This window comes from Eubacterium sp. AF16-48 (assembly GCF_003479405.1).
GTDB lineage: Bacteria > Bacillota > Clostridia > Lachnospirales > Lachnospiraceae > Eubacterium_G > Eubacterium_G segne.
This window is the reverse complement of record NZ_QUHB01000002.1, coordinates 154097-178559: the sequence shown is the minus strand read 5'-3', so window position 1 is coordinate 178559 and position 24463 is coordinate 154097. Positions and strand designations below refer to the sequence as shown.

General features: G+C 33.9%; 27 protein-coding genes. 7 read left to right on the top strand and 20 right to left on the bottom strand.

Annotated elements, in window-relative coordinates:
- Window positions 1–318: 318 nt before the first annotated feature.
- The 3 genes from DWW68_RS03165 (at window position 319) to DWW68_RS03155 (ending at window position 3071) form a co-directional block, all read left to right on the top strand.
- A complete protein-coding gene (locus DWW68_RS03165) occupies window positions 319–795 on the top strand; it encodes a MarR family winged helix-turn-helix transcriptional regulator (protein WP_021952614.1) in 477 nt (158 codons plus the stop codon).
- 8 nt (window positions 796–803) lie between these two features.
- Entirely contained in the window at window positions 804–2135 is a 1332-nt protein-coding gene (locus DWW68_RS03160; protein ID WP_118588837.1) for an MATE family efflux transporter, read from the top strand.
- A gap of 93 nt (window positions 2136–2228) precedes the next feature.
- Window positions 2229–3071: a YitT family protein gene (locus DWW68_RS03155; protein WP_118588836.1), complete on the top strand. Its 843-nt coding sequence runs from the start codon at window positions 2229–2231 to the stop codon at window positions 3069–3071.
- 21 nt (window positions 3072–3092) lie between these two features.
- On the opposite strand, the gene DWW68_RS03150 is transcribed toward DWW68_RS03155, so the two are convergent.
- The 7 genes from DWW68_RS03150 to DWW68_RS03115 all read right to left on the bottom strand — a co-directional run bounded on the left by DWW68_RS03150 (window position 3093) and on the right by DWW68_RS03115 (window position 7624).
- Window positions 3093–3899, bottom strand: coding sequence for a hypothetical protein (locus tag DWW68_RS03150; protein ID WP_118588835.1), 807 nt, complete (start codon window positions 3897–3899; stop codon window positions 3093–3095).
- Between the two features lie 18 nt (window positions 3900–3917).
- Entirely contained in the window at window positions 3918–4139 is a 222-nt protein-coding gene (locus DWW68_RS03145) for a hypothetical protein (RefSeq protein ID WP_021952610.1), read from the bottom strand.
- A gap of 75 nt (window positions 4140–4214) precedes the next feature.
- Complete coding sequence (locus tag DWW68_RS03140) at window positions 4215–4406, bottom strand: hypothetical protein (protein WP_118588834.1); 192 nt, start codon at window positions 4404–4406, stop codon at window positions 4215–4217.
- Between the two features lie 503 nt (window positions 4407–4909).
- On the bottom strand, window positions 4910–5368 hold the full coding sequence (locus DWW68_RS03130) for a DUF1648 domain-containing protein (RefSeq protein ID WP_118588832.1): 459 nt from the start codon (window positions 5366–5368) through the stop codon (window positions 4910–4912).
- A 191-nt stretch (window positions 5369–5559) separates the two neighbouring features.
- The gene (locus tag DWW68_RS03125) at window positions 5560–6774 is read right to left on the bottom strand and encodes a DUF438 domain-containing protein (protein ID WP_118588831.1); all 1215 of its coding nucleotides are present in this window, start codon (window positions 6772–6774) and stop codon (window positions 5560–5562) included.
- 104 nt (window positions 6775–6878) lie between these two features.
- Window positions 6879–7472, bottom strand: coding sequence for an accessory gene regulator B family protein (locus DWW68_RS03120; protein ID WP_118588830.1), 594 nt, complete (start codon window positions 7470–7472; stop codon window positions 6879–6881).
- Entirely contained in the window at window positions 7472–7624 is a 153-nt protein-coding gene (locus DWW68_RS03115) for a cyclic lactone autoinducer peptide (protein ID WP_021952596.1), read from the bottom strand. The genes DWW68_RS03120 and DWW68_RS03115 overlap by 1 nt, the downstream gene beginning before the upstream one ends.
- Before the next feature lie 240 nt (window positions 7625–7864).
- Between DWW68_RS03115 and DWW68_RS03110 the strand changes: the two genes are divergently transcribed.
- Both DWW68_RS03110 and DWW68_RS03105 read left to right on the top strand, forming a co-directional pair.
- Window positions 7865–8572: a LytTR family DNA-binding domain-containing protein gene (locus DWW68_RS03110; RefSeq protein WP_021952595.1), complete on the top strand. Its 708-nt coding sequence runs from the start codon at window positions 7865–7867 to the stop codon at window positions 8570–8572.
- 5 nt (window positions 8573–8577) lie between these two features.
- A complete protein-coding gene (locus DWW68_RS03105; RefSeq protein WP_118588829.1) occupies window positions 8578–9885 on the top strand; it encodes an ATP-binding protein in 1308 nt (435 codons plus the stop codon).
- A gap of 4 nt (window positions 9886–9889) precedes the next feature.
- On the opposite strand, the gene DWW68_RS03100 is transcribed toward DWW68_RS03105, so the two are convergent.
- Window positions 9890–10360 (bottom strand): LURP-one-related family protein, encoded by a 471-nt coding sequence (locus DWW68_RS03100; protein ID WP_118588828.1) that lies wholly within the window; start codon window positions 10358–10360, stop codon window positions 9890–9892.
- A 202-nt stretch (window positions 10361–10562) separates the two neighbouring features.
- Here DWW68_RS03100 and DWW68_RS03095 point away from each other — a divergent pair, with 202 nt between their 5' ends.
- Window positions 10563–11936, top strand: a complete 1374-nt coding sequence (locus DWW68_RS03095; RefSeq protein ID WP_118588827.1) for a sodium-dependent transporter — start codon at window positions 10563–10565, stop codon at window positions 11934–11936.
- Window positions 11937–12010: 74 nt separating this feature from the next.
- On the opposite strand, the gene DWW68_RS03090 is transcribed toward DWW68_RS03095, so the two are convergent.
- The 10 genes from DWW68_RS03090 to DWW68_RS03040 all read right to left on the bottom strand — a co-directional run bounded on the left by DWW68_RS03090 (window position 12011) and on the right by DWW68_RS03040 (window position 20475).
- Entirely contained in the window at window positions 12011–12709 is a 699-nt protein-coding gene (locus DWW68_RS03090; RefSeq protein WP_118588826.1) for a DNA alkylation repair protein, read from the bottom strand.
- Between the two features lie 85 nt (window positions 12710–12794).
- Window positions 12795–13559 (bottom strand): arginase family protein, encoded by a 765-nt coding sequence (locus tag DWW68_RS03085; protein ID WP_118588825.1) that lies wholly within the window; start codon window positions 13557–13559, stop codon window positions 12795–12797.
- Between the two features lie 66 nt (window positions 13560–13625).
- Entirely contained in the window at window positions 13626–14534 is a 909-nt protein-coding gene (locus DWW68_RS03080) for a hypothetical protein (RefSeq protein WP_118588824.1), read from the bottom strand.
- A gap of 66 nt (window positions 14535–14600) precedes the next feature.
- Window positions 14601–15074, bottom strand: coding sequence for a GNAT family N-acetyltransferase (locus tag DWW68_RS03075; protein ID WP_021952588.1), 474 nt, complete (start codon window positions 15072–15074; stop codon window positions 14601–14603).
- A gap of 16 nt (window positions 15075–15090) precedes the next feature.
- Window positions 15091–15579, bottom strand: a complete 489-nt coding sequence (locus DWW68_RS03070; protein ID WP_118588823.1) for a DUF6548 family protein — start codon at window positions 15577–15579, stop codon at window positions 15091–15093.
- A gap of 64 nt (window positions 15580–15643) precedes the next feature.
- The gene (locus tag DWW68_RS03065; protein WP_021952586.1) at window positions 15644–15934 is read right to left on the bottom strand and encodes a hypothetical protein; all 291 of its coding nucleotides are present in this window, start codon (window positions 15932–15934) and stop codon (window positions 15644–15646) included.
- Between the two features lie 255 nt (window positions 15935–16189).
- A complete protein-coding gene (locus DWW68_RS03060) occupies window positions 16190–16684 on the bottom strand; it encodes a class I SAM-dependent methyltransferase (RefSeq protein WP_199641178.1) in 495 nt (164 codons plus the stop codon).
- Between the two features lie 220 nt (window positions 16685–16904).
- Window positions 16905–17129: a hypothetical protein gene (locus DWW68_RS03055; protein WP_347497875.1), complete on the bottom strand. Its 225-nt coding sequence runs from the start codon at window positions 17127–17129 to the stop codon at window positions 16905–16907.
- A 42-nt stretch (window positions 17130–17171) separates the two neighbouring features.
- Window positions 17172–17378, bottom strand: a complete 207-nt coding sequence (locus DWW68_RS03050; protein ID WP_118588822.1) for a hypothetical protein — start codon at window positions 17376–17378, stop codon at window positions 17172–17174.
- Window positions 17379–17850: 472 nt separating this feature from the next.
- The gene (locus DWW68_RS03040; protein WP_158576792.1) at window positions 17851–20475 is read right to left on the bottom strand and encodes an Ig-like domain-containing protein; all 2625 of its coding nucleotides are present in this window, start codon (window positions 20473–20475) and stop codon (window positions 17851–17853) included.
- A 224-nt stretch (window positions 20476–20699) separates the two neighbouring features.
- Between DWW68_RS03040 and DWW68_RS03035 the strand changes: the two genes are divergently transcribed.
- Window positions 20700–21305 (top strand): DDE-type integrase/transposase/recombinase, encoded by a 606-nt coding sequence (locus tag DWW68_RS03035; RefSeq protein ID WP_118588820.1) that lies wholly within the window; start codon window positions 20700–20702, stop codon window positions 21303–21305.
- Window positions 21306–21748: 443 nt separating this feature from the next.
- On the opposite strand, the gene DWW68_RS03030 is transcribed toward DWW68_RS03035, so the two are convergent.
- Both DWW68_RS03030 and DWW68_RS03025 read right to left on the bottom strand, forming a co-directional pair.
- Window positions 21749–22549, bottom strand: coding sequence for an AraC family transcriptional regulator (locus tag DWW68_RS03030; protein ID WP_118588819.1), 801 nt, complete (start codon window positions 22547–22549; stop codon window positions 21749–21751).
- A gap of 351 nt (window positions 22550–22900) precedes the next feature.
- Window positions 22901–24298 carry a glycoside-pentoside-hexuronide (GPH):cation symporter gene (locus DWW68_RS03025; RefSeq protein WP_118588818.1) on the bottom strand — a complete coding sequence of 466 codons (1398 nt, stop codon included), beginning with the start codon at window positions 24296–24298 and terminating at the stop codon, window positions 22901–22903.
- Between the last annotated feature and the right edge of the window lie 165 nt (window positions 24299–24463).

Below are 24463 nucleotides of genomic sequence, written 5' to 3'. Positions count from 1 at the left end.
ATATTTAATTTTTCTCTCTGGTGTGCTATCTGACGCCAATTTTGACCCCAAATTTCTGAAAAATGACGATTTTTGATGAACAGCTACAAATTTTCAAAATCCGTGAAACCCTTGTAACTAGGGCGTTACGGGACTATATGAAACTAGACAAAACCAACGTCACAATAACAAGAGGTGAGTGCTAATTTTTTTGTGAAAATTTTGTGAACGCTTACAACCATACAACAAAATTTGCTTATATCTTGTACTTGACACAAGTCCGATTTCGTACTATGCTGTTAAGTACGAAATCAGACTTGCAGGAGTGATTTATAATTTATGAATACAAAAAATATTAAAAAACCTGAAATGAGCCCCGCTCTTTTGGAATCAAATAAATTATTTAAGGAATTTAATAACATCTATCACGATGCCGCCCTAAAACTTGGAATATCCAACAGTTCACTGGACATACTATATTCAATCTGCGAGTTAGGAGACGGTTGTCTTCAACGCGATATAAGTAAGAGTACATTTATTCCCAAACAGACAATTCATTCTTCTATTCGTTCACTGGAAAAATTAGGATACATTTATTTAAGCAACGGTAAAGGACGAAACATGCACATAAACCTTACTGATGCCGGAAGGGATTATATTAAGGAGACGATTTACCCTATTATTACTTTAGAAAATGAAGCCATTTCAAGTCTTACGGAAGATGAGCGACGTCAAATGCTTATTTTGCAAAGCAAACATATAACAGCCCTTAGAGAAGCATTTAACAAAATTAAGAACCACGAGGAGGCGGAATAGAGATTAAAATGAGTACTCAATTATCAGAACATTTCACATATTCAAAACTGCTTAGATTTGTTATTCCACCTATTATTATGATGATATTTACGTCTATTTACAGTGTGGTTGACGGCTTATTTGTATCTAATTATGTGGGAAAGACTGCCCTTGCCGCCATAAATCTTATCCTTCCATTTATCATGGCAATATCAGCCCTTGGATTTATGATTGGAACAGGAGGAAGTGCCATTGTGGCTAAAACTCTGGGAGAAGGTAATAAAAAGAAAGCCAATGAGTATTTCTCGCTTTTAGTTTATGTAACAATTATATTTGGTATTTTACTTGCCATTATAAGTTTTTTCCTTATTCCACCTATTGCCAAAGCTCTAGGTGCAACAGGAGAACTTTTAAATAACTGCATACTATACGGCCGGCTGTCCCTTATTTCCATAACGGCCTTTATGCTTCAAAATGTTTTTCAAAGTTTCTTTGTTACCGCGGAAAAGCAAAAGCTGGGATTGGGTGTCATAATAGCTGCCGGAGTTACCAATATTGTTCTTGATTATATTTTTGTTGCCCTATTAGGTTTTGGGCTTACAGGTGCTGCCATTGCAACAATTTGTGGTGAATTTATAGGTGGATTATTTCCCATACTATATTTTGCAAGACCTAATTCCAGTCAGCTTCGTCTTGGAAAAACCCACTTTGAAGGGAGGATACTTTTAAAAACCTGTGCCAATGGTTCATCTGAACTTATGACTAACCTTTCCAGTTCAATTGTAAACTCTCTCTACAATATTCAGTTAATGAATTTTGCCGGGGAAAACGGAGTAGCTGCCTATGGTGCAATTATGTATGTAAACTTTATTTTTATGTCAATATTCTTTGGTTATTCAATAGGAAGTGCCCCTATAACAAGCTTTCATTATGGTGCTAAAAATCATCGTGAACTAAAAAGTCTGTTTAAGAAAAGTCTTACATTTATTGGTGTCTCCGGTATCGTTCTTGTTGTTCTGGCACAGTTATCGGCTTCTACCCTTGCCTGGTTATTTGTAGGATATGATAGTGATTTATTTGAAATGGCTTTAGCAGGCTTTAGAATATACTGTCTTGTTTATTTAATAAACGGGTTCAATATATTTGGTTCCTCATTCTTCACTGCCTTAAACAACGGGCTGGTTTCTGCTGCCATTTCCTTTCTCCGCACACTGTTATTTCAAATTGTGTCGGTGCTTATTTTGCCGATTATTTTCGGTATTGCAGGAATTTGGTCTGCAGTAAATGTAGCAGAAGTTTTAACATTATGTGTTACTATTTTCTTCTTTGTAGAACAAAGAAAAAAATATAATTATGCGTAGGTTTTATGACATATCATTTATTGACTTTATGTGTAATGAACGTTAAAATTTTTATAACAATTAGTGTGTTTAGAAATTATATCAGGAGTTATTATGAAATCTAAATTAAAGAATTTTAGCCTTCTTACCATAAGCACTTTAATAATGGCTGTGGGCATTTACTTTTTTAAATTTGCTAACAATTTTACTTTTGGTGGCATAACGGGTATGGCAGTTTTAGTTGCCAGATTTACTCCTCTGTCAGCCGGTGATTTTTCATTTATTGCCAATATTTTATTACTTATTATTGGCTTTATAATACTTGGACGTGATTTTGCAGCTAAAACTGCTTACAGCACTATTTTACTTTCTGTTTCATTGTCTTTACTTGAAAGGATATTTCCTATGAGTAAGCCCCTTACAGACGAGCCATTGCTGGAACTGGTTTTTGCCATACTTCTTCCTGCTCTAGGCTCTGCCGTTTTATTTAATATCGGGGCTTCAAGTGGTGGAACAGATGTTATTGCCATGATTTTAAAGAAGTATACCAGCGTAAATATTGGAAGAGGACTCCTTTTCTCTGATATCTTATTTACAGCTGCCGGTTTCTTTGTTTTTGATGTAAAAACAGGTCTCTATTCAATGCTTGGACTAATTGTCCGTTCAGCCCTTATTGACAACTTTATTGAAAGTCTTAACCGTTCAAAATACTTTCACGTTGTCTGCACTGACCCCAAACCTATCTGTCAATACATAGAAACCACACTAAAACGTGATTCCACACTGGTATCTGCCACCGGTTCATTTACGGGGGATAACAAATATATTATACTTACGGTTTTAAGTCCAAGTGAAGCGGTTAAGCTTCGTAATTTTATAAGGGAAAACTCTCCGGGAGCTTTCCTGCTTATTTCAAATACCAGCGAAATTATTGGAAAAGGGTTCCACTCAGTTTAGAGTGAAACCCTTTTATGTATTCTATATTTTTCTTTTATCTACTATATGGCAGCCATAATCTTTATATGGAAGATTATAATATTTTTCATAGTCCTTAGCCTTTGCAAACAAAGCATCATAAACCCTGCCCTTTAGTTCCATCCATGCATGTCCTGTGTCGTGAACTACATAAACATTTTTGTACCCACATTCATGTACCATAAATGCCAGTGCTGATGACTGGGAAACGCAACAGCCTTCACCCTTTATAAAAATATCATTGGCAAATGTAGATTCCCATCCTTTCTCTTTATATATCTTATTTAGAAAACGATATCTTTTATAAGGTATGTCAGAAATCCAGTCAAAGCATTTTCTTAATTTCACTTCTTTTGAATCTGTTGACTTGCATATTTTATCCACCATTTTTCTTGCTCTAATCATAGTTTTAATTTTTTGAGCATTAAGTTTTGTTATTTTTGCTCTGCCGTTTTTGCAAATTCTTATTCCGTCAATAGTTCTGTTTTTAAGTTGTTTACCATTTGAACGTCCAAAGAAATAAAAATGTTTATTATATTTTGCCCATCCTTTAACCATTACACCATTTTCATCAAATAAATATCTGCTTTTTTTAATGGTAATAACCTTATTTTTGACCTTTTTACCTTTTACCACATAATATGTTTTTCCCTTTTTGGTAACCAGTTTCCCCGACAACTCATCTGACTTTTTTGTGGCAGTTGTCACCGCTTCCCTGTTATCATTTTTAGTGGCAGCCACAACCGGTGTTGACATTACAACACATAAAGCCCAAATTGTCATTGCTTTAAATATAAACTTTTTATTCATGACTCTCCTCCTTTAAAACTAACTAATACCCTTTAAACTATTTAAAAGTTCCAAATCTTCCGCCTGCACTCTGAAATTAGTCTTTATAGGTTCTCCATCCGGTGCAGTAACCACCATTTCTATTATTGTACCTTCCTTTATTTCAAGACTGGCACGCTTGAAAAATTTTGGAATCATTGGATGTCTTTGTCCAAAGTCCTGTATCATTCCCTTTGCTTTCATTAACTCTAATGGATTCATATTTTTCCTCTCTTTCTTTTCTCCTTTAATTAATCATATTCTATCAGGAGTTTTTTCTTTGCCTATATAGTACCATTAATCAAACTTTGTTGTCCAGTAAGCAGTTTCATTTGCTTCAAAACACATTAGTATCTGTTGACGATTTACTTTTTCTTCTGCTAAGTTATCCGGTATTTCCTCTTTTGCAAAATATCTGCTTTCAACTGTTTCAATGTTATTTACAAACTCTCCTCCCAGATTCTCACATAAAACAAATACCTTTACCACTCCTTAAATCATATTGTAAAATCCCTTATTACTAATTAAATAATATGTAACATTTGTCTCTTTATCTGTTATATGAATGGATTTTCTCTGACTGAGCATTTCTCTGTACGGTGCTGCAAGGTTCGTTGTAAAGCAAAAAAGCGTAGAATTTTTCACCAACTCCTGAAACAGTGGAATGGTTTATGAGTATCTTATAAAGTGATACATTACGGCAAAGACTACAAGCAGGGAATAAATCCCGGCTTGTAACTTTTATTTCCCGTCAAAAACAATATCTTTCCCATCTTGATTTTTATATATGTACAATTTATTTTTCCAATCCATTGTAATATAATTTTCTATAAATTTATCTTTTCTAACATCATACCCCGACACTGAAATTGTTTGAGCAGTTTTATTTATTTTTATATTGCTACCTGTATACCGCTTATAAAAATCACACGCCTCATCAAAGGAACAATAGTCGTAAAACTCATTAACCAACACACTAATAACATAGATTTTTACTTATTCCTGATTGTATAAATAATCCCCACTATAACAACCACAAACATTGCTACTATAACAGCCAATACCGGCCAGCCCGGAAGCTGATTATTTGAAGCTGAACTCAGTCCCCCATAAATGCATACACTAACTGCTAAAATTTTTATTGCTCCAATTATTTTAAGCCCACACCCATACAGACGTTCCTTATTTTCTTCAGTAACTTTAACCGGAAAATTCCATGCCTGTGGGAATTTTTCTATAAAAATAAACAGTCCCATAAGTAGTAATGCAATTATAGGTTCAACAATCAGGCTTGCCTTACTGCCATAATTATCAGGTTTCCCGGCAGCATTAAAATGAGTTGGAACCGTTCCCGGTATATTTTTCCATTCAACTATAATATATATTGCGTAAGCTGCAATCATCAGAAAACATATTACATTAATTATTAAATTTATCTTTCTTTCCTTCATTTGTTTCCTCCCTGTCTAATATGTGTTGCCCCCTCCCTTCGGTCAGCGGCATTTCGTCGGAAACATTAACAAGAAATGAACTTCGTTCATTTGTTTCCTCCCATATAATATCTATGCTATATCTTAGCATATGTTATTTAACAATGAAACAAAAACCGGAAGTGACATATGCCTCCTTCCGGTTTTACAAACTATTTAGCAAAGTGTTCTTTTGCAAATTCCATATCCTGAACCAATTCCATTGTTCCAAGATATTCATTATCTTTATTTCTTACCGCCATATAAGTTACTAACATGGTTTTTCCGTTTTTCTCCATCCACACAGGTACTTTGTCAAGCTTTCCTGCCCTGAACTCATCAATAATGCCCCTGACACGCTGTTCAATTTTCGGCGGATGGCAGGAAAATACCTCCCTTCCTATTGCCATTTTAGGACGCTTAAATACTTTCGGTCCATCATTAAAATATCTGTTAATATTTTCATCATCAATAAATGTTATTTCAAGAGGTATTGTATTAAGCATAGCCTCCAATTGCTGTAAAGTAAAGCTTCCTCCTGCCATAATTATTTTTTCTTCACTAAATGCAGTTTTCTCTTCTTTAACTGACTTTTCTCCGTCTTTCCATATTTTACCGGTTACTCCAAAGCATTCCGGATAATCCTTTGAATCCACATAAATTCCATGCCATTCTTCCTCAGTAAAATTTAACGCACAATTAGGAAAGAGTATGTTTGCCTCCTTATAAATCATCTCTTCTGCCCTTGTAAAAAGTGCTTCAAATTTCTTTATCCATTTTTCATCACCTGTATTTGATTGTGCTAATACAGATAATTCATCCCTTATTTCATCATCTACAGTCCACATTACATCTGATGGGCCACTGATTTCATATTTAACTTTCAAATGTGGATAAAGCAAGTCCCCTTTTTTAGCATAGTGAATTGAAAGTTGTCTAAGTTCCTGCAATAAATCGGGATTAATTTTTCCTGTTTTTATTTTATCCCTACATTCATCAATTATTTTTTGTAACTTTTCATTTTCCTCAGTAAATGTTTCAAGCGGATGCCCCGGAATTGCAATTAATTCTGCTGCCGCCGCCATTCTCTGATTTTTCATTGATTCCCCTACAGCCTTTTCTGTATTGGCAATTCTTTCCTCTCTTGTTTTTCCATGAAACAATGCTGAATGAACATCGCATAATTTCTGCACTTCCTCTAACGGTGTTCCATCTCTTAATAATCTTTGTTCAGCAAGCATTATTTCAGAAGCATTCACTTCCTTAAATTCCTTTACAAAGTCCGCCCTGACACTTTCTAAACTTTCCCCTTTATTTAACCTTATTAAATATTCTTTAATTCTCTCTGTGGATTTGCTTATACCTGATTTTTCATTAATTCTGCTCATATATATTAACTTCCTTTCCTGTATTAGTTTAAATTATTTATCTTTAATATATACTATCAGCAGAAAAAAATCCGTTGTTTTAGCAACGGATTTTTTAGTATTTTTCAATTATAACTTTCCCCCAATTTTTCTTTACTCTTTAGTTTTAGCAATATACAAGGTATTTGCAAACTTGCCGGTAACATAATTCCTTCTGCTATGCAAATAGCATATGTTATATTATCTGTAAGTAAACATACACAATAGAGTCCCCCAAACACTAATGATATGGCAGCTGTAACTTTTTTGTACTTTACAATCTCCCCTTCATACAGCTTTCTGCTTTCTGAATCAATAGGGCTTAATATAATCAGGCTGGTTACAGCTAACACTACACAAATATTAAGTACAAAAATATATTTAATATTTGTAACCATGTAAACACACATAAATAACACACTGCATGAACAAAGGATGCATACCCAAACATGCTTAGCGTGGAATCCACCACTAAATTTTCTGACACACATAAATGGTATTATGATTATAATGCTTTCCAATACCCTGTCCATCATAATTCCAAATGTCAAAATTATTGCTAATGGCGCTATTAAAAAAATCAAGCTATATACTGCATACTCATATAGTTCCCGATCCATCTCATCTATTGCCCCGCAGCGTATTAACCATGTGGCCACATGCTTTGATAAGTATTTCATTATTTTTCACCTCTAAAGCGTTCTAACTCTTTTGGAGCCTTTGGCTGATAAATCAATGCACATGATGTAGAATTAGCATCAACTTTAAGCATTCTGTTAAGTGTTTTTTCAACAAGCTTTGCTGATGGCTTTACCATATTCTTTCTTTCCATATCTAATTCCCCCTTTCCTGAATTATGGAGTTATAATACATTATTTTTTTCAAAAAATCGATACCCTAAGCACGAAAAGACATTTTTTACCACTTTTTGGTAGTTTTAAACTCTTTACAGGGTTTAGCACCCTACCAAAAAAGGTCGAATTTTGTCTTTTTATGCTTGTTATATGTCCTTTATCATTTTTTTATAGTATAATGTTTTCAGTTTTATAATTTGTGATAAAGGGGGGTTACCATGCGTATTTTAATATGTGATGATGACTTAGAAATTGCAGAACAATTAAATGATACATTAAATCTTTTTTTCCAAAATAATTCCCTAAAGCTTCCAGAAATTGTTATATATGATAACGGAGAGGACTTGCTGGCAGACTCAATGGATAAAGATATTGTTTTTCTCGATATTGAAATGCCGGGGCTTAACGGAATATACGTTGGAAATGAATTAAAAAACAAAAATCCCAACATAATTATTTTTATTGTAACTTCTTACTCGGAATATTTAGATGATGCCATGCGTTTTCACGTGTTCCGCTATCTTTCAAAACCTGTTGACCCTAACCGATTATTCAGAAACCTGAAAGATGCCATTGAGTTATACAATACAACTGTCACCAAAATTCCAATTGAAACAAAAAACGGAGTTTATACGGTACCCGCATCAGACATTGTATTTGCAGAAACTCACGGTCACAAAACCATTATTCATACACTAAAACAGGATTACGAGTCAATACATAGCATGAGACATTGGTTAGAAGTATTAAAAATGCCCTGCTTTTTTGCTTCCCATCGAAGCTTTATTGTAAATCTGAAGTATGTATCTAATTTTGACCATACTTTAATTCACTTGTGTAATGACCGCTTTAAGGCATATTTAACCCGAAGGAAATACACCGGATTTAAGGATGCATATTTACTATATTTAGAAAGTACGAGGTAACCACATTGGCTGTAACAGTTCTTTACATATTTGTATATATTATAGAAGCAATTATTTTAGGATGGTATTGCAATCACCTATTTAATCCTAAATATTCAAAGAAGGTGGAATGTCTCTTTATTGCTATGGGATATGTCTGTCTTTTCTTAATTTCCCTTGCAATGATTTTCTATATTAATATTGCATTATTCGTACTTATAAACTTTATTTTAATTTTCTTCCTTTATGATGCTAAATGGCACTCTGCATTATTTAATGCCTTAACACTGACCTGTATTATGACTCTTAGTGAGGTAGTTATTTTACAGTTAAAATCCCTTATCAGCATAGACTTTCTCTACTCTGATTCCCATATAGTGTATTTGTGTGTTGTTGCCCTTTTATGTAAAATAACATACTTTATTATGCTCAGACTTATAGTTGTATTTATGCACGGCTCAAAAGAAAGAAATGACTCATTTAGTATCCCCACTGCATTACTTAACGTCATTCCTCTTATTTCGCTTTATATAATATCAACCTTAGTTGCCATTATTCTTAGTAAAAATATGCCTGAGCATTTTAAATATATGCTGTTTTCCTGTACGTTTCTTCTATTAGGAATTAATATTTTAATCTTTTATATTTATCACTATACAATTGACAAAAGCAGTGAATCCACCCAGCTTCAAATTCAGCTGCAAAAAGAATATGATATGACAGAATATTATAAATCATTATTTAATCAAAATGAAAATCAACAAATTCTGATTCACGATATAAAAAATCATTTACAGACAATAAACCGCCTTAACGATGAGAATAATAGAGAAAAAATAAGCCGATACCTTGAAAGTCTGTTAAATTCATCAGACCTGAAAGACTCGGTTCATGTGTCAGATAATGAAGTTCTTAACTCCATATTATGTCATTATATGAAAATCTGTCGCGATAAGCATATTTCTTTTAAAGTTGATATAAGGAAAAAATTATTACAAAATTTAAAATATGAAGAATTAACTTCTCTCTTTTGTAACCTTTTAGATAATGCCGTAGAGGCATGCAGTGACATACCGGATTCGTATATAGAAATGAGCGTAAGCTTTGAGCCAAACTCATCTCTCACTGTAATCAACATTATTAACACATGTAGGGTTGTTCCTACTTTTGATAAAAACGGGCGACCTGTTACCACCAAGAAGGGGTCTAAAAATCATGGTTTTGGTGTCAAAAGCATTAACCGTGTAATAGACCGTTACAATGGAAATATTAAAATGTATTTCGACGAAAGTAAAATGGCTTTCCACACCATTATTACCATAAAAGAATCCTAACCTTTTAATTTCTTGAACACTTTTCTGCGTCGATTGCCAATACAAACATCAAAACATGTAGTGCATCCTGTGGATTTACAATATCAAGTACATATGTATCGGATAATTTAAATAGTTCTTTAGAAACGGTTGCCACAGTGCCTCCGTTTCTATCGGTTATTGTGTAATCCCATTCCATGTAGTTTCCTTCCACATGCCAACCGTTAAAATCAATATCATACTTTGGTTTGAAAAATGTCATTTCTTTACTTATACTGCCAATCTTGTTTTCCCCTTCATATATATCAAAAATCGGAAGCCACGTTAAAACCCGCTCCTTTAATGTTCCTATTTCTTTATTTGCTGCATCATAAATTTTCAGACGGTGTCCAAAAGATATTTGTCCCTTTACGATATAAACTGTATTTCCCTTTTCATCATATATGTCATAGGAATCAATCCACGAAAAAATTCTCTGTTTAAACAATAATTTCATTTTTCTCTCCATTTTCTATATTTTTCAACCTACTGATTATAACATATTTTTACAATATTTTATACTTATCCTATCCTTGATATTTTTTTCACATTGTATTGATGTTTCTTTTGATTTTCTCCGGGCAAATTTATTGTGTTTTTCTCTTCTATATGTTATGCTCATTAAATACGTTGCGAATAATTATGAGAGGTAAAATTATATGAAAGAACATAATGAAAAAAGAAGTTCCTTCTCCGGCAGACTGGGTTTTGTATTGTCGGCAGCCGGGGCTTCCGTAGGACTGGGAAATATTTGGAGATTCCCCTATTTAGCGGCAAAATATGGTGGTGGAATCTTCCTTTTAATTTATATTATTCTGGCTCTTACCTTTGGTTACACAATGATTGTTGCTGAAACATCTATTGGACGAATGACTAAAAAAAGTCCTGTAGGTGCTTTTAAATTTTTCAGCAAATCCCCTTTTTCAAAATTTGGAGGATGGATTAATGCTATTATCCCTATATTGATTGTTCCCTACTATTCAGTTATCGGTGGCTGGGTAATTAAATATCTGGTTGAATATATTGTAGGTGACAGCAAACTTTTAGCGGGAGACAGTTATTTTACGGATTTTATTTCCGGTGGATTTTCAGCTGAAATATGCTTTATTATATTTACATTGCTGACACTGATTGTTATATATGCCGGGGTTAGAAATGGCATTGAACGTGTTTCAAAATTTATGATGCCTATATTAATTGTTTTATCAATTATAATTGCCGTTTACTCTGTAACCCGTCCCGGTGCATTAGCAGGAGTGAAGTATTTCCTTGTTCCAAACTTTAAGAACTTTTCATGGATGACCGTTGTTGCTGCAATGGGACAGATGTTTTATTCTTTATCAATTGCCATGGGTATCTTAATTACATTTGGTTCATACATGAAAAAGGATGTTTCAATTGAAGACTCTACCAGAAATGTAGAATTTTTTGACACAGCTATAGCAATTATGGCAGGTCTTATGATTATTCCTGCGGTGTTTGCGTTTTCAGGCGGTGACCCGGATGCCCTACAGTCAGGGCCGTCACTTATGTTTATAACACTTCCAAAAATGTTTGACAGTATGGGGTTAAGCACCGTTGTAGGAATACTGTTCTTTACCTTAGTGCTGTTTGCCGCTCTGACAAGCTCCATTGCTTTAACGGAAAGTGCCGTTTCTACTTTTGAAGATGAATTTGGCTGGCACAGAAAAAAATCAACTGTTATACTTGGCTTCATTATGATTGCTCTTGGAAGCCTTTCATGTTTCGGTTATGGTCCACTATCATGGGTTAAAATTATCGGAATGCAGTTTTTGGATTTCTTTGACTTTTTAACTAACTCTGTGATGATGCCTATTGCTGCATTTGCTACATGTATTCTTGTATCAAAGGTTATTGGTTTAAAAACCGTAGAAGCCGAAGTTCTCCGTGGCGAAAGCACTTTCAGACGTAGAAAAATATTTAATTTTATGATTAAATATCTTTGCCCGATATTTGCAGTAATTATACTTTTAAGTTCCATTGCCAACGCATTTGGATGGATAAAAATTTAGAGATACGTAAAAACGATGCTACTTTGATTCCATTTAAGAATCAAAGTAGCATCGTTTTACTTACTTTGCTAATTTTACTTTATTTTCAAAGTTCTTAAATACCCCTTTTGTTCTGGTGTTATTCTATAACTTTCTATTGATTTTTGTATTGCCTTATTGTGTGTCCATACATCTAAACGCTTTTCTTTAATGAAGGGAATTATGCTGTCATATTGCTTTGCCAGAGCCGTGGCAAAATACCAGGCCCTCATCATATTGACGTAATATTCATTAGATGAAACCTCAGCTACTTTTTGTGGATACTCCAACTTAAATTCATCTTCTAAATAATGTTTCATAAGCATGCTTATACCAAATCTTATAGTGTATGTATTATCTGAATCTATAAATTCATATACTTCTTTAATGAATATATCCAAATGCTTCTTAGCTACTTTTGCCCCAAACATATCACAAGTTGCCCAATTATCTATAAATGGTAGAAATTGCTTCACTTTTTCAATATATCCCTCATAGTCCTTCATTTGTTCTAATAAAAGTCCATGAAGATTATTTTCCTCATAATATTTATGTGGCAAAATCTTCAAAAACTCCTTGGATTCTCCTGTTTTTCCAAACTCTTTGGCAAATTTTCTAAGAGCAGGAATCCGAACTCCAATAATCTTTTCCTTATCCATTGTTGGAATCAGTTTGGCATGGAAATCACGATATTTTAAGTCCTGCATTTCAAAAAGTTTGTTTTGCACTTTGTCTATGACTGTTTTTTTATTCATAAATAAAATCCTTTCATTTTCATAAACAGAAATCTACTACCTTTAGGTTGTAAGTAGTTGACATTGTTAAGTCCCTTGTCTAATATTACAAATCCTTTCTGTATTTCTTTATGTATTCAAATAATTGTATATTAGTTTTTGAGTTTTTTTCTTCCGCCTCTATATATTCCGGAAAGGGCAATCCCACCTGACATTCACCACATATGTCAATTCCCAGTATTTTTTTATCCTTAAGGAAAAATTCTAACAAATGATCCAGCATTCCAAGAGGCATATGCCCCTGACTCCAATTAGTTTCGATGTAGCGCCTATCCAAAATATCCTTATCTATGGAAATGTAAAATGGCACATCTGTTATAATATCTTCAAGCTTTTCCTTTCTGGTTCCGTTTCGCAATTCTTCTACAGAAAAAGTCACCAGTTTTTCCTTATTTGTAACATCAATTTGACTAATATCTTCATTAGTGGCACCTACTAAAATCAGCTGAACCAGATTTTTATTTTCCATAATAACCTGTGCTGCCCAGTCGCCACAACTGGTCATGCCTTCTATTAGCGGCTTTTGCATATCCGTATGATGGTCGTACAAAACCAATGAAAACTTAGAATCTATCCTATCTGTCAGTATTTTTGTCACATAATGATAATTACCTGAATCAATAAAATGGATTCCATAAATTCCATATTTTTCGGTTCTTTTTTTAATCTCCTCCCGTGCCAAACCAGAGCAATATAAATCACAGCCTTCTATGTCTGAGCAGTCAATCCAGTTAATATCATCAATTTTTTCTATATCTTCATCTTTATAAACATGTGTAAAATCCAAAATGTAATTTTGACTTTTTATCATCCTTACATCTCCTCTTGTAATACAATATTGCCCCTCGTTTCAATGATTGGCTAATTGTCGCTGTATTTAAAACAAATCCAACATATTATCTAAATATATTTTTTCTCTTACATGAATCTGATATTCAGGTTTTGTCATGTAATATAGTAAAAATTCAAGAATTAGTGCACTTCCAAGACTTCGCCCTTCAATTTTAAAATTTGAAAATCCCATTGGCATGTAGACATTTTTTATATCATCAATTCCAATAAATCCCGGATTCTCCATTGCTTTAGAAAAGCGATATCCATATTTTGCTTCAGGAGATTTGCAGTAATGCTCATAACCGGATTCTCCTAAATTCTTCCTGCTAACAGCTTCGTAACAACTTTTCCTGTCTTTGCAATCAAACCAACAACATTCATTGCAAAGAAATTCCACCTTATCCTTCTGTTTTTCTGACAGTAAATCAAATCTGTCAATTGCCTTATTTAAGCGGAAATCAGGCACAACATAAAGAAAATCCTCTCTATTTACTTCCCTTAAAAATTCGTCAAAATCCGTCAACACCTTGGTGGTGGACGAAACAAAATAGAAATTGGGGTATTTTTCCTGTATGTAATGTAGTAATAAATCTGAATGAACTATAACACCATTTGGCACTTGTTCCCCCTTCTCAAATTGAGCACAAAGTTTATTGCTCCTGTAATCCGAAAGATGTTTTTCCTGAAGTAATGAATTGCTAAAAGTCAAACGTGCCGATATTCCATATTCCTGCATTAACCTCAATACTTCTCCCGGATTTGCATCTCCGAATCCTGCCCGTCCTCCACCCCAAAGGCAATCTGCCGGTGCACCGTATATTGAGCCTATGTCACACCAATCATAAAAATATTCTCTATGTTCCTGAAATAGCGGTAAAAATACCCGATATAGTTCATAAAATTCAAACAATCCCGGCAGGTGATAATATGCTATGTCCTTTTTTGTACCCACATTTCTACCTCTTTTACTTTTTTAAACTTACCCAAACTATAAAATCACCAATTGTACTTCTCTTATTTAATCATCAAAATTTATTAGTTCCATTTCATTGTCCATTTTTACAAAACCGTACTTTTTATATAATAGCCTCCCCATGTCTGTTGCTTCAAGCAAAATGTCCTGTATTCCCCTAGACTTTGCTTCCTTAACAAGTAGATCAAGTGTTTTTTTTGCAATACCCTTTCTTCTATATTCAGGTTTCGTGTACATATTCATTATATATGCCTTTCTCCCATCTTGATTATGATAGGTTGGCATTACTCTATAATAACTAACTCCTCCCGTTCCAACTAAAATTTCGCCATCAAACACCAGATATGCTGTATGTGAACCATCTTTTAATGCTTCCCTATAGTATTCGTATGACTTTTCTTTAACATTTTCCATGTTAGTATTTTCAGGCAATTTATTAGCTGCTATTAATACCTGAACACGTGATTTAGTTAAAATTTCAATATCCTTTATTGTAGCCTTTTTATATACTAATTCCATATTTTCATTTCCTATCTCATGAATTACCAAGTAACCGTGACATTATCATCAATAAAACTACTATAATAACAATGAATATTCCCACCGCCAGCCTTGTATATCCTCTATTTTTATTAGTGGTTTTCCTGTTATTTATGTATGGATTTGGTTTTATTTCACTTTGCTTAACTGTACGTTTTTTTATTTCATTTTGTCTTTGGTATATTATTGAAAATGGGTCTTTTTGTTGCATAATTCTTTGATAAAAATCTTTTACATACTTAATATCATTTTCACTGCATTCTGAACTACCATTACCATGTGCAATATTATTTCTAACCCATCTGACGTGTTTAAGCATTTTGTAATCATAGTCCCATGAGTCAACATAGTGTCTTCCCCTGCCAGATGTCTTTTCCATCTCACATATGTACTGTGTCACACCTTGATTGCTGTTTAACACATCCTTGCATAAACTGTCCAATTCCTTGTATTTTTCAAAAAATTTATTTTCTATATCATTCATATCGTAAGCTCCTAAACTAAATTGAAAAATAATCCCACAATATAATTAACTATCTGTTTTTAATTTAACCTTGAAGTCCATTTGATTGTCTAATCATATCTTCAACAACAATATCGTAGATTTCTCCTACCTGATTACAATACTCCAAAATTTTCCATGGTTCATTTGTATGAAAATGTATTTTCACCAAATCTTCATCCCCGGCAGCAATCAGACTATTTCCTTCAAAATGCTCTGTTATGTAATCCGCAATTTCATCCTCGTCTAAATCCTCATCACGTCTGTCAATTAATAATTGTGTGTCATAACGATATGCAAACTGATCATCCTCTGCATCTATTGAATTAATTCCCATCTTTTTAACCTCCATAAGCTTTATATAATTTTAAATAATGAAACTATTGTTTTGCCAACACCATCTGCCTTTTAATATACCATAACATTAGGTTAATCGCCATTTTTTTATAGTATTATAATTTTTTCCGTACAAAAATGCCACCAGGATTTTAATCTTAGTGGCATTATGCATTTTATTTAATTTACTTAATTTTCCACTCTGCCGAAGCTTTCTGCAAGTTTACAAGTTTTGCGTAAAGTCCGTTATTTTTCATTATTTTCCAATGTAGTTTTCAATATATTTTAATTGAATACTTGTCCATATTTCTTCTCTTTGCTCAGACGGATAATGCTTTTCAATTTTCTCCTGAATCTGCTCCTGATTCTCTTTTGACCTTTGCTCTAATTCAGACACAAAAAACTGTTTCATCCAATTTTCCAATCCCTGTTTTTCGTCTTTTAATACGGTAGGTCTGTCGTATGCATATACCCTATCAATTCTAAAATCATTATCTTTTAAAGCCCTATGTATATTTTTTAGCAACAAATCATGATTTTCTATCCAATGAAACACGGCATCTGAAAAAACAACATCAAATTCATTTTCAAAGGGTAAATTAAGAGCATCACCCACAATAAATTCAATATTATTAAATTGGCTTCTCGCCTTTTCTATCATATCATAAGAGCTGTCAACACCTATAACTGTCCCTGCGAAATTAGTTAATTGCGTAGTAAGTGTACCTGTGTCACATCCTAAATCTAATATTTTTGATTCGGATTTTCAGGTACAACATCCAGCAATCCCTTCCCATATTCAGCTACGAAATCGTGCTTTTTGTCATATAAATTTGAATTCCACTTCATGCTTATTCTCCTAGATGGTAGTTAGTATTCTTATATATCAAAAAATTTTTATAATTTACCAACTGTTAAAGAGCTTACTTGCAACTCTCTTAAAGACAGATATTTAACGGTTAAATATTTTATTATAAATTTCTTTTCAACTTTTCAATAAGTGTAATATCCGCAGGCAGCCACTGAACATCATCTAACTTTTCTCTTGTTAGCCACCTTGCATCCTCATGTTCTTTAAGCACAAGTTTTCCTGATATAATCTCACTCCAAAAGCAATCCATTGAAAGATGAAGTGTTCCATTTATATATGCCACTTCCAACCCCTGCTCAATGTTCTTAATTAATTCTTCTCTCACCAATTTTTCTCCTTGTCTTAGTCTGTTATCATAATCTCCATCTTAATCAAGACCTACATTCCCTTCGACCTCTAAAGGCCACTCATCGCCTTCATCTAAATTATTATCCCTCAACCACTGGTCTTCCACCGATAGAATAACTTTTTCATCATTATTGTTAGTTATGGTAACTGATACCTTCGGCTTTTGATTCCCGATTCTTTCCTCACATCCGTATTCACCATCAAATATATGCTTTATCTTCCACATAATTTTCTAACTCTCCATTTAATCATTATTTAAATTTAAACCGGTCCCTGTTACATTTGAAATAATAATATCACGTTTTCCCCAAATATACTACATGACAATCTTTAACCCTTTATCCTATTTTTCCGGCTTTAACGGACCATAGAAGCAAGATGTTGTTGCCAATGCCGCATCTTCCTCCTGTGTAAGCTGATGCATTCTCAAGCCTGACTGACTTGAAATAGTCACCCCACAACCACCTTTGGTACCTACCTTCCCATCTAGTATGTGCTAAACTGTTTTTGTCCATTTGGATACCTCCTTTGATTTTTTGTATGGTTGGCGAACCTATACTTATTATATCAAAGGAGGTTTTTACTTGAAGCTAAAGCTCACTGGGACCCCCCCTGCATAGCAGGGGGGTTTTATTGGTTTTAAACCAAAAATACCACCTGTCAACTAATTGTGTTGAAAGGTGGCATCCTCTAAATTACTATTTAACTTTTATTATTATTGTAACTTTCTTCTGCTTGTAGTTCTTAGTTGCCTTTAAAGTTACTGTTAATTTAACTTTTCCCTTTTTAAGGGCTACTAACTTACCTTTCTTGATTTTTGCAATCTTCTTGTTAGATACTTTGTATGTAACTTTTCCATGACCTTTGTTAGCTGTTATTTTAATTTTAGCCTTTGCACCAACCTTCATTTTCTTCTTAGGTAATTTAATTTTTAAACTCTGGTTAGCCTTTGCTATTGTAAACTTAGTTGTTAAGCTTCCTGTGTAGTTGCCCTTAAAAGTAACTTTCACATCATATGTTCCTGCATCTTTTCTGCCATTAGCATATGAAATATCATAATTAGCAGAATCAACTGTTTTACCATCTGCACTTGTAACAGTAACTGTTGGTGTCTTAACCTTGCCATCATAAACAAAATTGCTATTATTTAAAACTACCTTTGTTGGATGTGAAATAATCTGTGCAACTTTTACATCTCCACAACGGCTACATTTATCAATTATCTTTCCATCCTTAGATGTGCTAGCTTTTTCAATTGTGCTGTCATACTTATGGTCCCCGGCTTTTTTTACAACAATATGACAAACTGCTTTTTTGCCATTTTTAGTTGTTACTGTAATATCACATTCGCCTTCTTTTAAAGCTTCAATATTCATAACATTACCTACATATCCAAGTGATACAATGCTAGTGTCTGAAACTTTCCAATCAACACTTGTAAATGTAGCATTATCAGGATTTATAGTGTACTTAACAGCTTTCTTTACACCTTCTTCAATTTCAATGTAATTAGAATCTAAATTAATGCTGTCTATATCAACGAGTTCCTCATTTTCTACTTTAATATTATATTCTGTTTCTTTATCAGAAGTGTTATTAAGATTAATGTAATATGTTCCTTTTTTAAGATAAATCTTGTAAGTAACATAATCTACTTTAGGTTCATTATTTTCATTGTATGTTACTTTTGATTTTTTAATACTATCAGTAGATATATTATTTAAATCATTATCATATATTGAAAATTCTTTTACATCTTCTGATACTTTTGTATCTGTGAAGTTATATACCTTATCTTCTGTGGCAACAAATTTGTATGTTGTGTCACTTGAAGCACTTAACTTTCCTTCTGCGCTTTCACCTAAATTTTTTGCGTTCTCAATATTAAGAGTATTAGTAACTATTTTGTAATTAACTCCACTATCTAGCGTGTAATTTGAAAATCGCAAATAGTATGTCTTTCCTGCTTCTAATTTTACTGTTGTATAAATTGAACCGGTAAGCTCAATGTCATTTATTTCTCTTTGTCCTTCAACTTCTGAAAGGTCTTCATTTAAAAATCTTAGTAAAGTACTATATTCTTTTTCTTTATTGAAACCAGTTACCTTATATACATAATTTGTAGTTGTTGGAACTGTTACTTTGTAAAGTCTGTTACTTGGATACCAAGCTTTTCCATCAAATCTTTTCGTTCCTTTTCCTATTGTACCTGAACAAGGTGTTTCAAGAGCATTTACATCTTCCCATATATTATCATAGAAACCAACCCGTACGCTATTTTCACCTGCTGCAATAGGCACATAAAGTGTATATTCCTTTCCTGCTTCTAATACTGGTGTTACCAATCTAATTTTGCCATCTACATCATACATCATCTTTTTCCATGTTTCATCAGTTCTTCCAATTTGTGGAACTCTATCACCATTGTCAGAAACTGTAAAAAGATATGACTGTGTTTTTTCCGGTATAAAATGATAATAGAAATAATCTCCTATTTCATTCCAATTTAACGTTTTTTCACTATTTAATTCTATGCTTAAATTTGTTCTCGATAATGTATACTCATATGCATTGTCAACTGAAAAGTTTGCCAAAACAAGATAATAAGTTTTTCCTGCTTCTAAGTTGGCAAATGCACATGCATCACTACTGCCACCCCAGTTAGGTACACTGTCCTGATTACTATGCCAATATCCATCTTCATCATAAATATCCACATCAAAATCATAGTCGTCATCTGCAATACCTGTAGGGTTTAATCCTGATACTCTGTATTCGTATGCTCCATCTTCCGGAACTGTTATTTTATAAATTTTAGCGCGTGAATAATCTGTTCCATCCTCAGTATATCCTTTTTTCATTATGCCTGTTGCAGCATTGTCAATTTCTTCTGCTCCATGCCAGATATCATCGTAGAAGCCAAACTGAATTTCTGTTTCACCTTCACGTGATGTAAAATAAATATCATATTTTGTTCCTGCTTCTAACACAGGTGTCTGAAGATACATCTTTCCATCTACTGTTGAATAATAACTAAACCAACTTAACTTGTCATCTCCCTGATATAAACCTGGTAATCTGTCGTCATTATCTGTTAACACAAATAAATATCTCTTGTTTTCTGTTGGTGTGAAATAGTAATCAACTTCATCACCATTCTTTTCCCAATTAATTGTAACTTCTTTGTTAAGTTCAATGTCTTCCTGTGTGCCAGTTAATTCCGCCTGTGTTGCTATGTCTGCCCAAACAGGTGCATTCCATACAACTGCCATTGCGGCAATAACAAAACACACAGTTAAAATCTGTTTGATTTTGTTTCTCATATTCTCCATCCTTTCTTCTTTCGTTTTTTAATAACACCTTTGCCTATTTTACCACTTTTTTTCTAAATATTCATTGAAAAAATTTATTTTCTAATGAATATTTATTTTCTAAAAAAACAACTTTTACTCTTTTTTACCAGTATAGTGCTAGCATATAAATAGTACAAAACAAAATGAGATATTCCCCTGAAAATATTATATAATACCAAAAAGAGATACTCATTATGCCAAGAAAACAACATACCAAGCAATTTAAACTGGATGCCATTAATTATCGCAAGGAGCATCCTGATCTCACACAACTTCAATGTGCCAAGAACCTGGGCATCGGCATTAGCACCCTTGCCAGATGGGAGTCACAATACCGTAACAATGACGGATTTGTTTACCTTAACTGTGTAATGGATTTGTTTGCCCGAAAAATAATTGCATGGACTCTTTCCGACACAATGGAAGTTTCCACTGTAATAAAAACAATTGAAAAAGCCAAGGCAATACGTAACACCGATTTACCTTTAATAATACACACTGACCGCGGAAGCCAGTATGTGTCACTGGCGTGGCGTGAAGCCACCAAAAACATACAACGCAGTTATTCACATAAAGGTTATCCTTATGACAATGCCTGTATTGAATTCTTCCATTCACTCATAAAAAGGGAATGGCTTAACCGTTTTAACATTAAGAATTACAGACACGCATACAACCTAATTTTTGAATGCATTGAAACCTTTTATAACACTGTCAGAATTCATAGTCATTGTGATTATATGTCTCCTGACGAATTTGAAAAATTGTACGAGAGTGCTAAATCTCTGCCGGCTGCTTAGCTGACAGAACTTCTCATTTTATTTTGTGCTAAATCTTGACATAGCACCAGATATTCAACATTTAATTTTCCATTAGCCCCTAAATATTCTTCAATTAAGATGTTTCATCTTCTAAGTGCTAATAACCTACGCAACAATAGAACGATTTGAAAAGTTATCCCGCTTTTGCTTACCATATTATTTTCTTAAATTAACATTCATGTAACGCCCAATATTACGCAAATTCATCGAGTCCTCTACAAACTGAAGTTCATCCCAATATGCAGACCTTTGATTATACACGCTTATAAATTATTGGTTCATCATATCCAAAAGTTCTCTTTCCATTAACTTCCATGCTTTCCGATACTTCCAGAAAATTGTTGGAACACTTTTCCCCAAATTTGAATGTCATTACCGGAGAGAACTGGCTTGTGCTGCCTCCCTCCCAGATTCCGTCCTTTTTATGACAACATCTCTTTCACACAAATACTCCGATAATCACTCGGTGATATTTTATATCTTTCTTTAAATACTCGGTTAAATGTTCTCTGACTTTCAAATCCACTATCCAGACAAATGTTTGTAATAGAATCACTCGTATTTTCCAAACGATGGCATGCATAGTTCAGCCTTGCATCGTTAAGATATTGATTAAAGTTTCTATGGAATGTCTTGGAAAAGAGTCTGGATAAAACATATTTGCTCACCCCCAGATCTTTTGCCATCTCTTCCAGCGAAAATTTCTTCTTAAAATTTGCTGATATATAGGAAACTGTCTGGTAAATAAGATCGTTGCTCCCCACATTTCTCTTTTCTACCAAATTTAATTTTCCTATGCAGCGTGCCAACACAATTTGAAGATATGCCTGTGCAACAATAATATCCGACTGTTCTGTCTCTAAAATTGCATTTATAACCCTATATACCTCCGGTTCAACCTTTTTCGCTTTGATGATTGGGTATTCAGGAGCCATGGATTGCATGATATCTGCAAATTTGGCTATCGTAAATGGCGATGCAATCAGATAAGTCGCTTTATTTACACCGGGTGTCAGTACCTGATAGTGATGAATAACATCTGGAAATACAAAGCCTATATCTCCTTTTTCCATATGGTATAGTTCCTGTCCGACACCAAGTTCTAATGATCCACTTGTTACACAAACGATCTCCAGTGCATTATGAAGATGTGGTTCAATATGTTTTGACTTCCTATTTATTGCTATAATCTCCTCTTTTGTGTCAACATATTTTAACTGCATGAAATACTCCCCTTTGCAACATTTGTCTATATCTTCTTTCGATTTGGCAAGCAATCCTTTTACACCTATCTTATAATCAACTTGTAAATAAGGAAAGGAGGACTTGCAAATGAGCAACCTAAAAAAATATCTGAATGACCTTTTAGTATTCTACACTGAATATTTTGAGCATCCTTACCATGTATAAATACTAAAAGGACTATTTTGTGAAAACTGAATATTTTCTTAAGGCCATTTCACAAAAATGAAGTGGTCCTTTTTTATTTTCAAAATACAGTTCTATCACTTTATATATAGAAAAAAGCACTGTCTCATCGAGCAACGACCAGACAACGCTTTCTCCTGTCAATTCTAATTTATGTCTGATGCATCTGTTACTTCATCTGCAGCAATTTCTTTTTCTGCTTTCAGTTTTTTATTTGCATCTTCTACATTCATTCTTGAAAGTGCAAACATAATCAATACATCAATGATTAACGGAAGCCAAAGATACATAAACTGCATCATATCAAGTGCAGACTGTGGCTGAGTTGCATTTTTTCCGACATATCCACTGAGCTCAAGCATCCATCCAACAACAGCGGTTCCAATACCTCCACCAATTTTTACACCAAGAGAAGTACAAGAGTACATCGTTCCATCAATTCTCTTTCCCTGTGTAAGATAAGTGTATTCACAGCAGGATGCAATAACAGCATTCATATCTCCCTGCCATGGTCCCTGACCTAAGGCTGCAAGAGCTGTAAACGCCATCATCAGCGGAACACTACCCATATATCCGGCAACAACAACAAGTGCTCTACCGATGACTGCTAAGACATAACCTCTTAAGTTCAGTTTATACATGCCTTTCCACTTACCAACTAATGTCGGTGTAAAAATCAGGGCAATAATCAGTGGAATATTTACTGCCCATGCAAATTGTCCAAACAAATTCTTATTTTTCAGTACCCATGTCATGTAATAAATGCCAGCTCCAATCATGGCACCATATAACTGCTGTAAAATATATGTTCCACAAATCATCATATAATATTTGTTTTTAACAAGAAGCTTGAATGCCTGTACCATTCCGTACTTTTCATTATCATCCTTTACTTCTCCTTCGTTAAGTTCTTCCTCAGGAAGTTCCTTAACAGAAAGTGCTGAAATCGTATTTACGACCAGACCAATGATTGCATAGATAATAGCAACCGTTCTCCATGCTGCAGCATCCCCACCACATTTATCTACAAATCCAACTGTAATTGCCTGAATCAGAAGACTTGTTGAAAACGCAAAAATAAAACGATAAGATCCCATCTGCACACGCTCTTTGCTGTTCTTTGTAATCAGTGACGTAAGTGCCGAGTAAGCAATATTGTTTGCTGTATAAAACACGCCATTTAACAGTGTATATGAAATAAAGAACCATGCATATTTAGCCGTTGTTCCCAAACTGACCGGTACTGTAAAGCAGCAGATCAGCGTAATGGCGCAACCAATATATCCGTATAGCATCCATGGCTTCGCTTTTCCCATTTTACTGTGTGTTTTGTCAATCATTGATCCAAAAAATATATCCGTGAAACCATCAAATAGTTTTGATACGGCAATCAGGGTACCTACGACACCTGAAGCCAGTCCTACCGAGTCCGTCAGATAGACCATCATAAAAGATGTCAGGAACGCATAGACTACATTACCTGCAATATCACCTGATCCGTATCCAATTTTGTTATACCATTTCAAATACTTTTTTTCTTCCATAGAATTTCTTTGCTCCTCATCTTCATCGCACTTAGAATCTCAATATGGCTAACCATATGATATCTAATTCTGTTTTTTTCTCTGATTTTGTCTGATTGCTCTGTATATCCGGACTTTACATTACAATCAGACTCTCTTTCCTTGTTTACGGGTTACATGAAACTT

What these genes read in the sequence shown, in the direction of transcription:
- DWW68_RS03165 (WP_021952614.1), top strand. Translation starts at nt 319, where the DNA reads ATGAATACAAAAAATATTAAAAAACCTGAAATGAGCCCCGCTCTTTTG.
- DWW68_RS03160 (WP_118588837.1), top strand. Translation starts at nt 804, where the DNA reads ATGAGTACTCAATTATCAGAACATTTCACATATTCAAAACTGCTTAGA.
- DWW68_RS03155 (WP_118588836.1), top strand. Translation starts at nt 2,229, where the DNA reads ATGAAATCTAAATTAAAGAATTTTAGCCTTCTTACCATAAGCACTTTA.
- DWW68_RS03150 (WP_118588835.1), bottom strand. Translation starts at nt 3,899, where the DNA reads ATGAATAAAAAGTTTATATTTAAAGCAATGACAATTTGGGCTTTATGT.
- DWW68_RS03145 (WP_021952610.1), bottom strand. Translation starts at nt 4,139, where the DNA reads ATGAATCCATTAGAGTTAATGAAAGCAAAGGGAATGATACAGGACTTT.
- DWW68_RS03130 (WP_118588832.1), bottom strand. Translation starts at nt 5,368, where the DNA reads ATGAAGGAAAGAAAGATAAATTTAATAATTAATGTAATATGTTTTCTG.
- DWW68_RS03125 (WP_118588831.1), bottom strand. Translation starts at nt 6,774, where the DNA reads ATGAGCAGAATTAATGAAAAATCAGGTATAAGCAAATCCACAGAGAGA.
- DWW68_RS03120 (WP_118588830.1), bottom strand. Translation starts at nt 7,472, where the DNA reads ATGAAATACTTATCAAAGCATGTGGCCACATGGTTAATACGCTGCGGG.
- DWW68_RS03115 (WP_021952596.1), bottom strand. Translation starts at nt 7,624, where the DNA reads ATGGAAAGAAAGAATATGGTAAAGCCATCAGCAAAGCTTGTTGAAAAA.
- DWW68_RS03110 (WP_021952595.1), top strand. Translation starts at nt 7,865, where the DNA reads ATGCGTATTTTAATATGTGATGATGACTTAGAAATTGCAGAACAATTA.
- DWW68_RS03100 (WP_118588828.1), bottom strand. Translation starts at nt 10,360, where the DNA reads ATGAAATTATTGTTTAAACAGAGAATTTTTTCGTGGATTGATTCCTAT.
- DWW68_RS03095 (WP_118588827.1), top strand. Translation starts at nt 10,563, where the DNA reads ATGAAAGAACATAATGAAAAAAGAAGTTCCTTCTCCGGCAGACTGGGT.
- DWW68_RS03090 (WP_118588826.1), bottom strand. Translation starts at nt 12,709, where the DNA reads ATGAATAAAAAAACAGTCATAGACAAAGTGCAAAACAAACTTTTTGAA.
- DWW68_RS03085 (WP_118588825.1), bottom strand. Translation starts at nt 13,559, where the DNA reads ATGATAAAAAGTCAAAATTACATTTTGGATTTTACACATGTTTATAAA.
- DWW68_RS03075 (WP_021952588.1), bottom strand. Translation starts at nt 15,074, where the DNA reads ATGGAATTAGTATATAAAAAGGCTACAATAAAGGATATTGAAATTTTA.
- DWW68_RS03070 (WP_118588823.1), bottom strand. Translation starts at nt 15,579, where the DNA reads ATGAATGATATAGAAAATAAATTTTTTGAAAAATACAAGGAATTGGAC.
- DWW68_RS03065 (WP_021952586.1), bottom strand. Translation starts at nt 15,934, where the DNA reads ATGGGAATTAATTCAATAGATGCAGAGGATGATCAGTTTGCATATCGT.
- DWW68_RS03050 (WP_118588822.1), bottom strand. Translation starts at nt 17,378, where the DNA reads ATGTGGAAGATAAAGCATATATTTGATGGTGAATACGGATGTGAGGAA.
- DWW68_RS03040 (WP_158576792.1), bottom strand. Translation starts at nt 20,475, where the DNA reads ATGAGAAACAAAATCAAACAGATTTTAACTGTGTGTTTTGTTATTGCC.
- DWW68_RS03035 (WP_118588820.1), top strand. Translation starts at nt 20,700, where the DNA reads ATGCCAAGAAAACAACATACCAAGCAATTTAAACTGGATGCCATTAAT.
- DWW68_RS03030 (WP_118588819.1), bottom strand. Translation starts at nt 22,549, where the DNA reads ATGCAGTTAAAATATGTTGACACAAAAGAGGAGATTATAGCAATAAAT.
- DWW68_RS03025 (WP_118588818.1), bottom strand. Translation starts at nt 24,298, where the DNA reads ATGGAAGAAAAAAAGTATTTGAAATGGTATAACAAAATTGGATACGGA.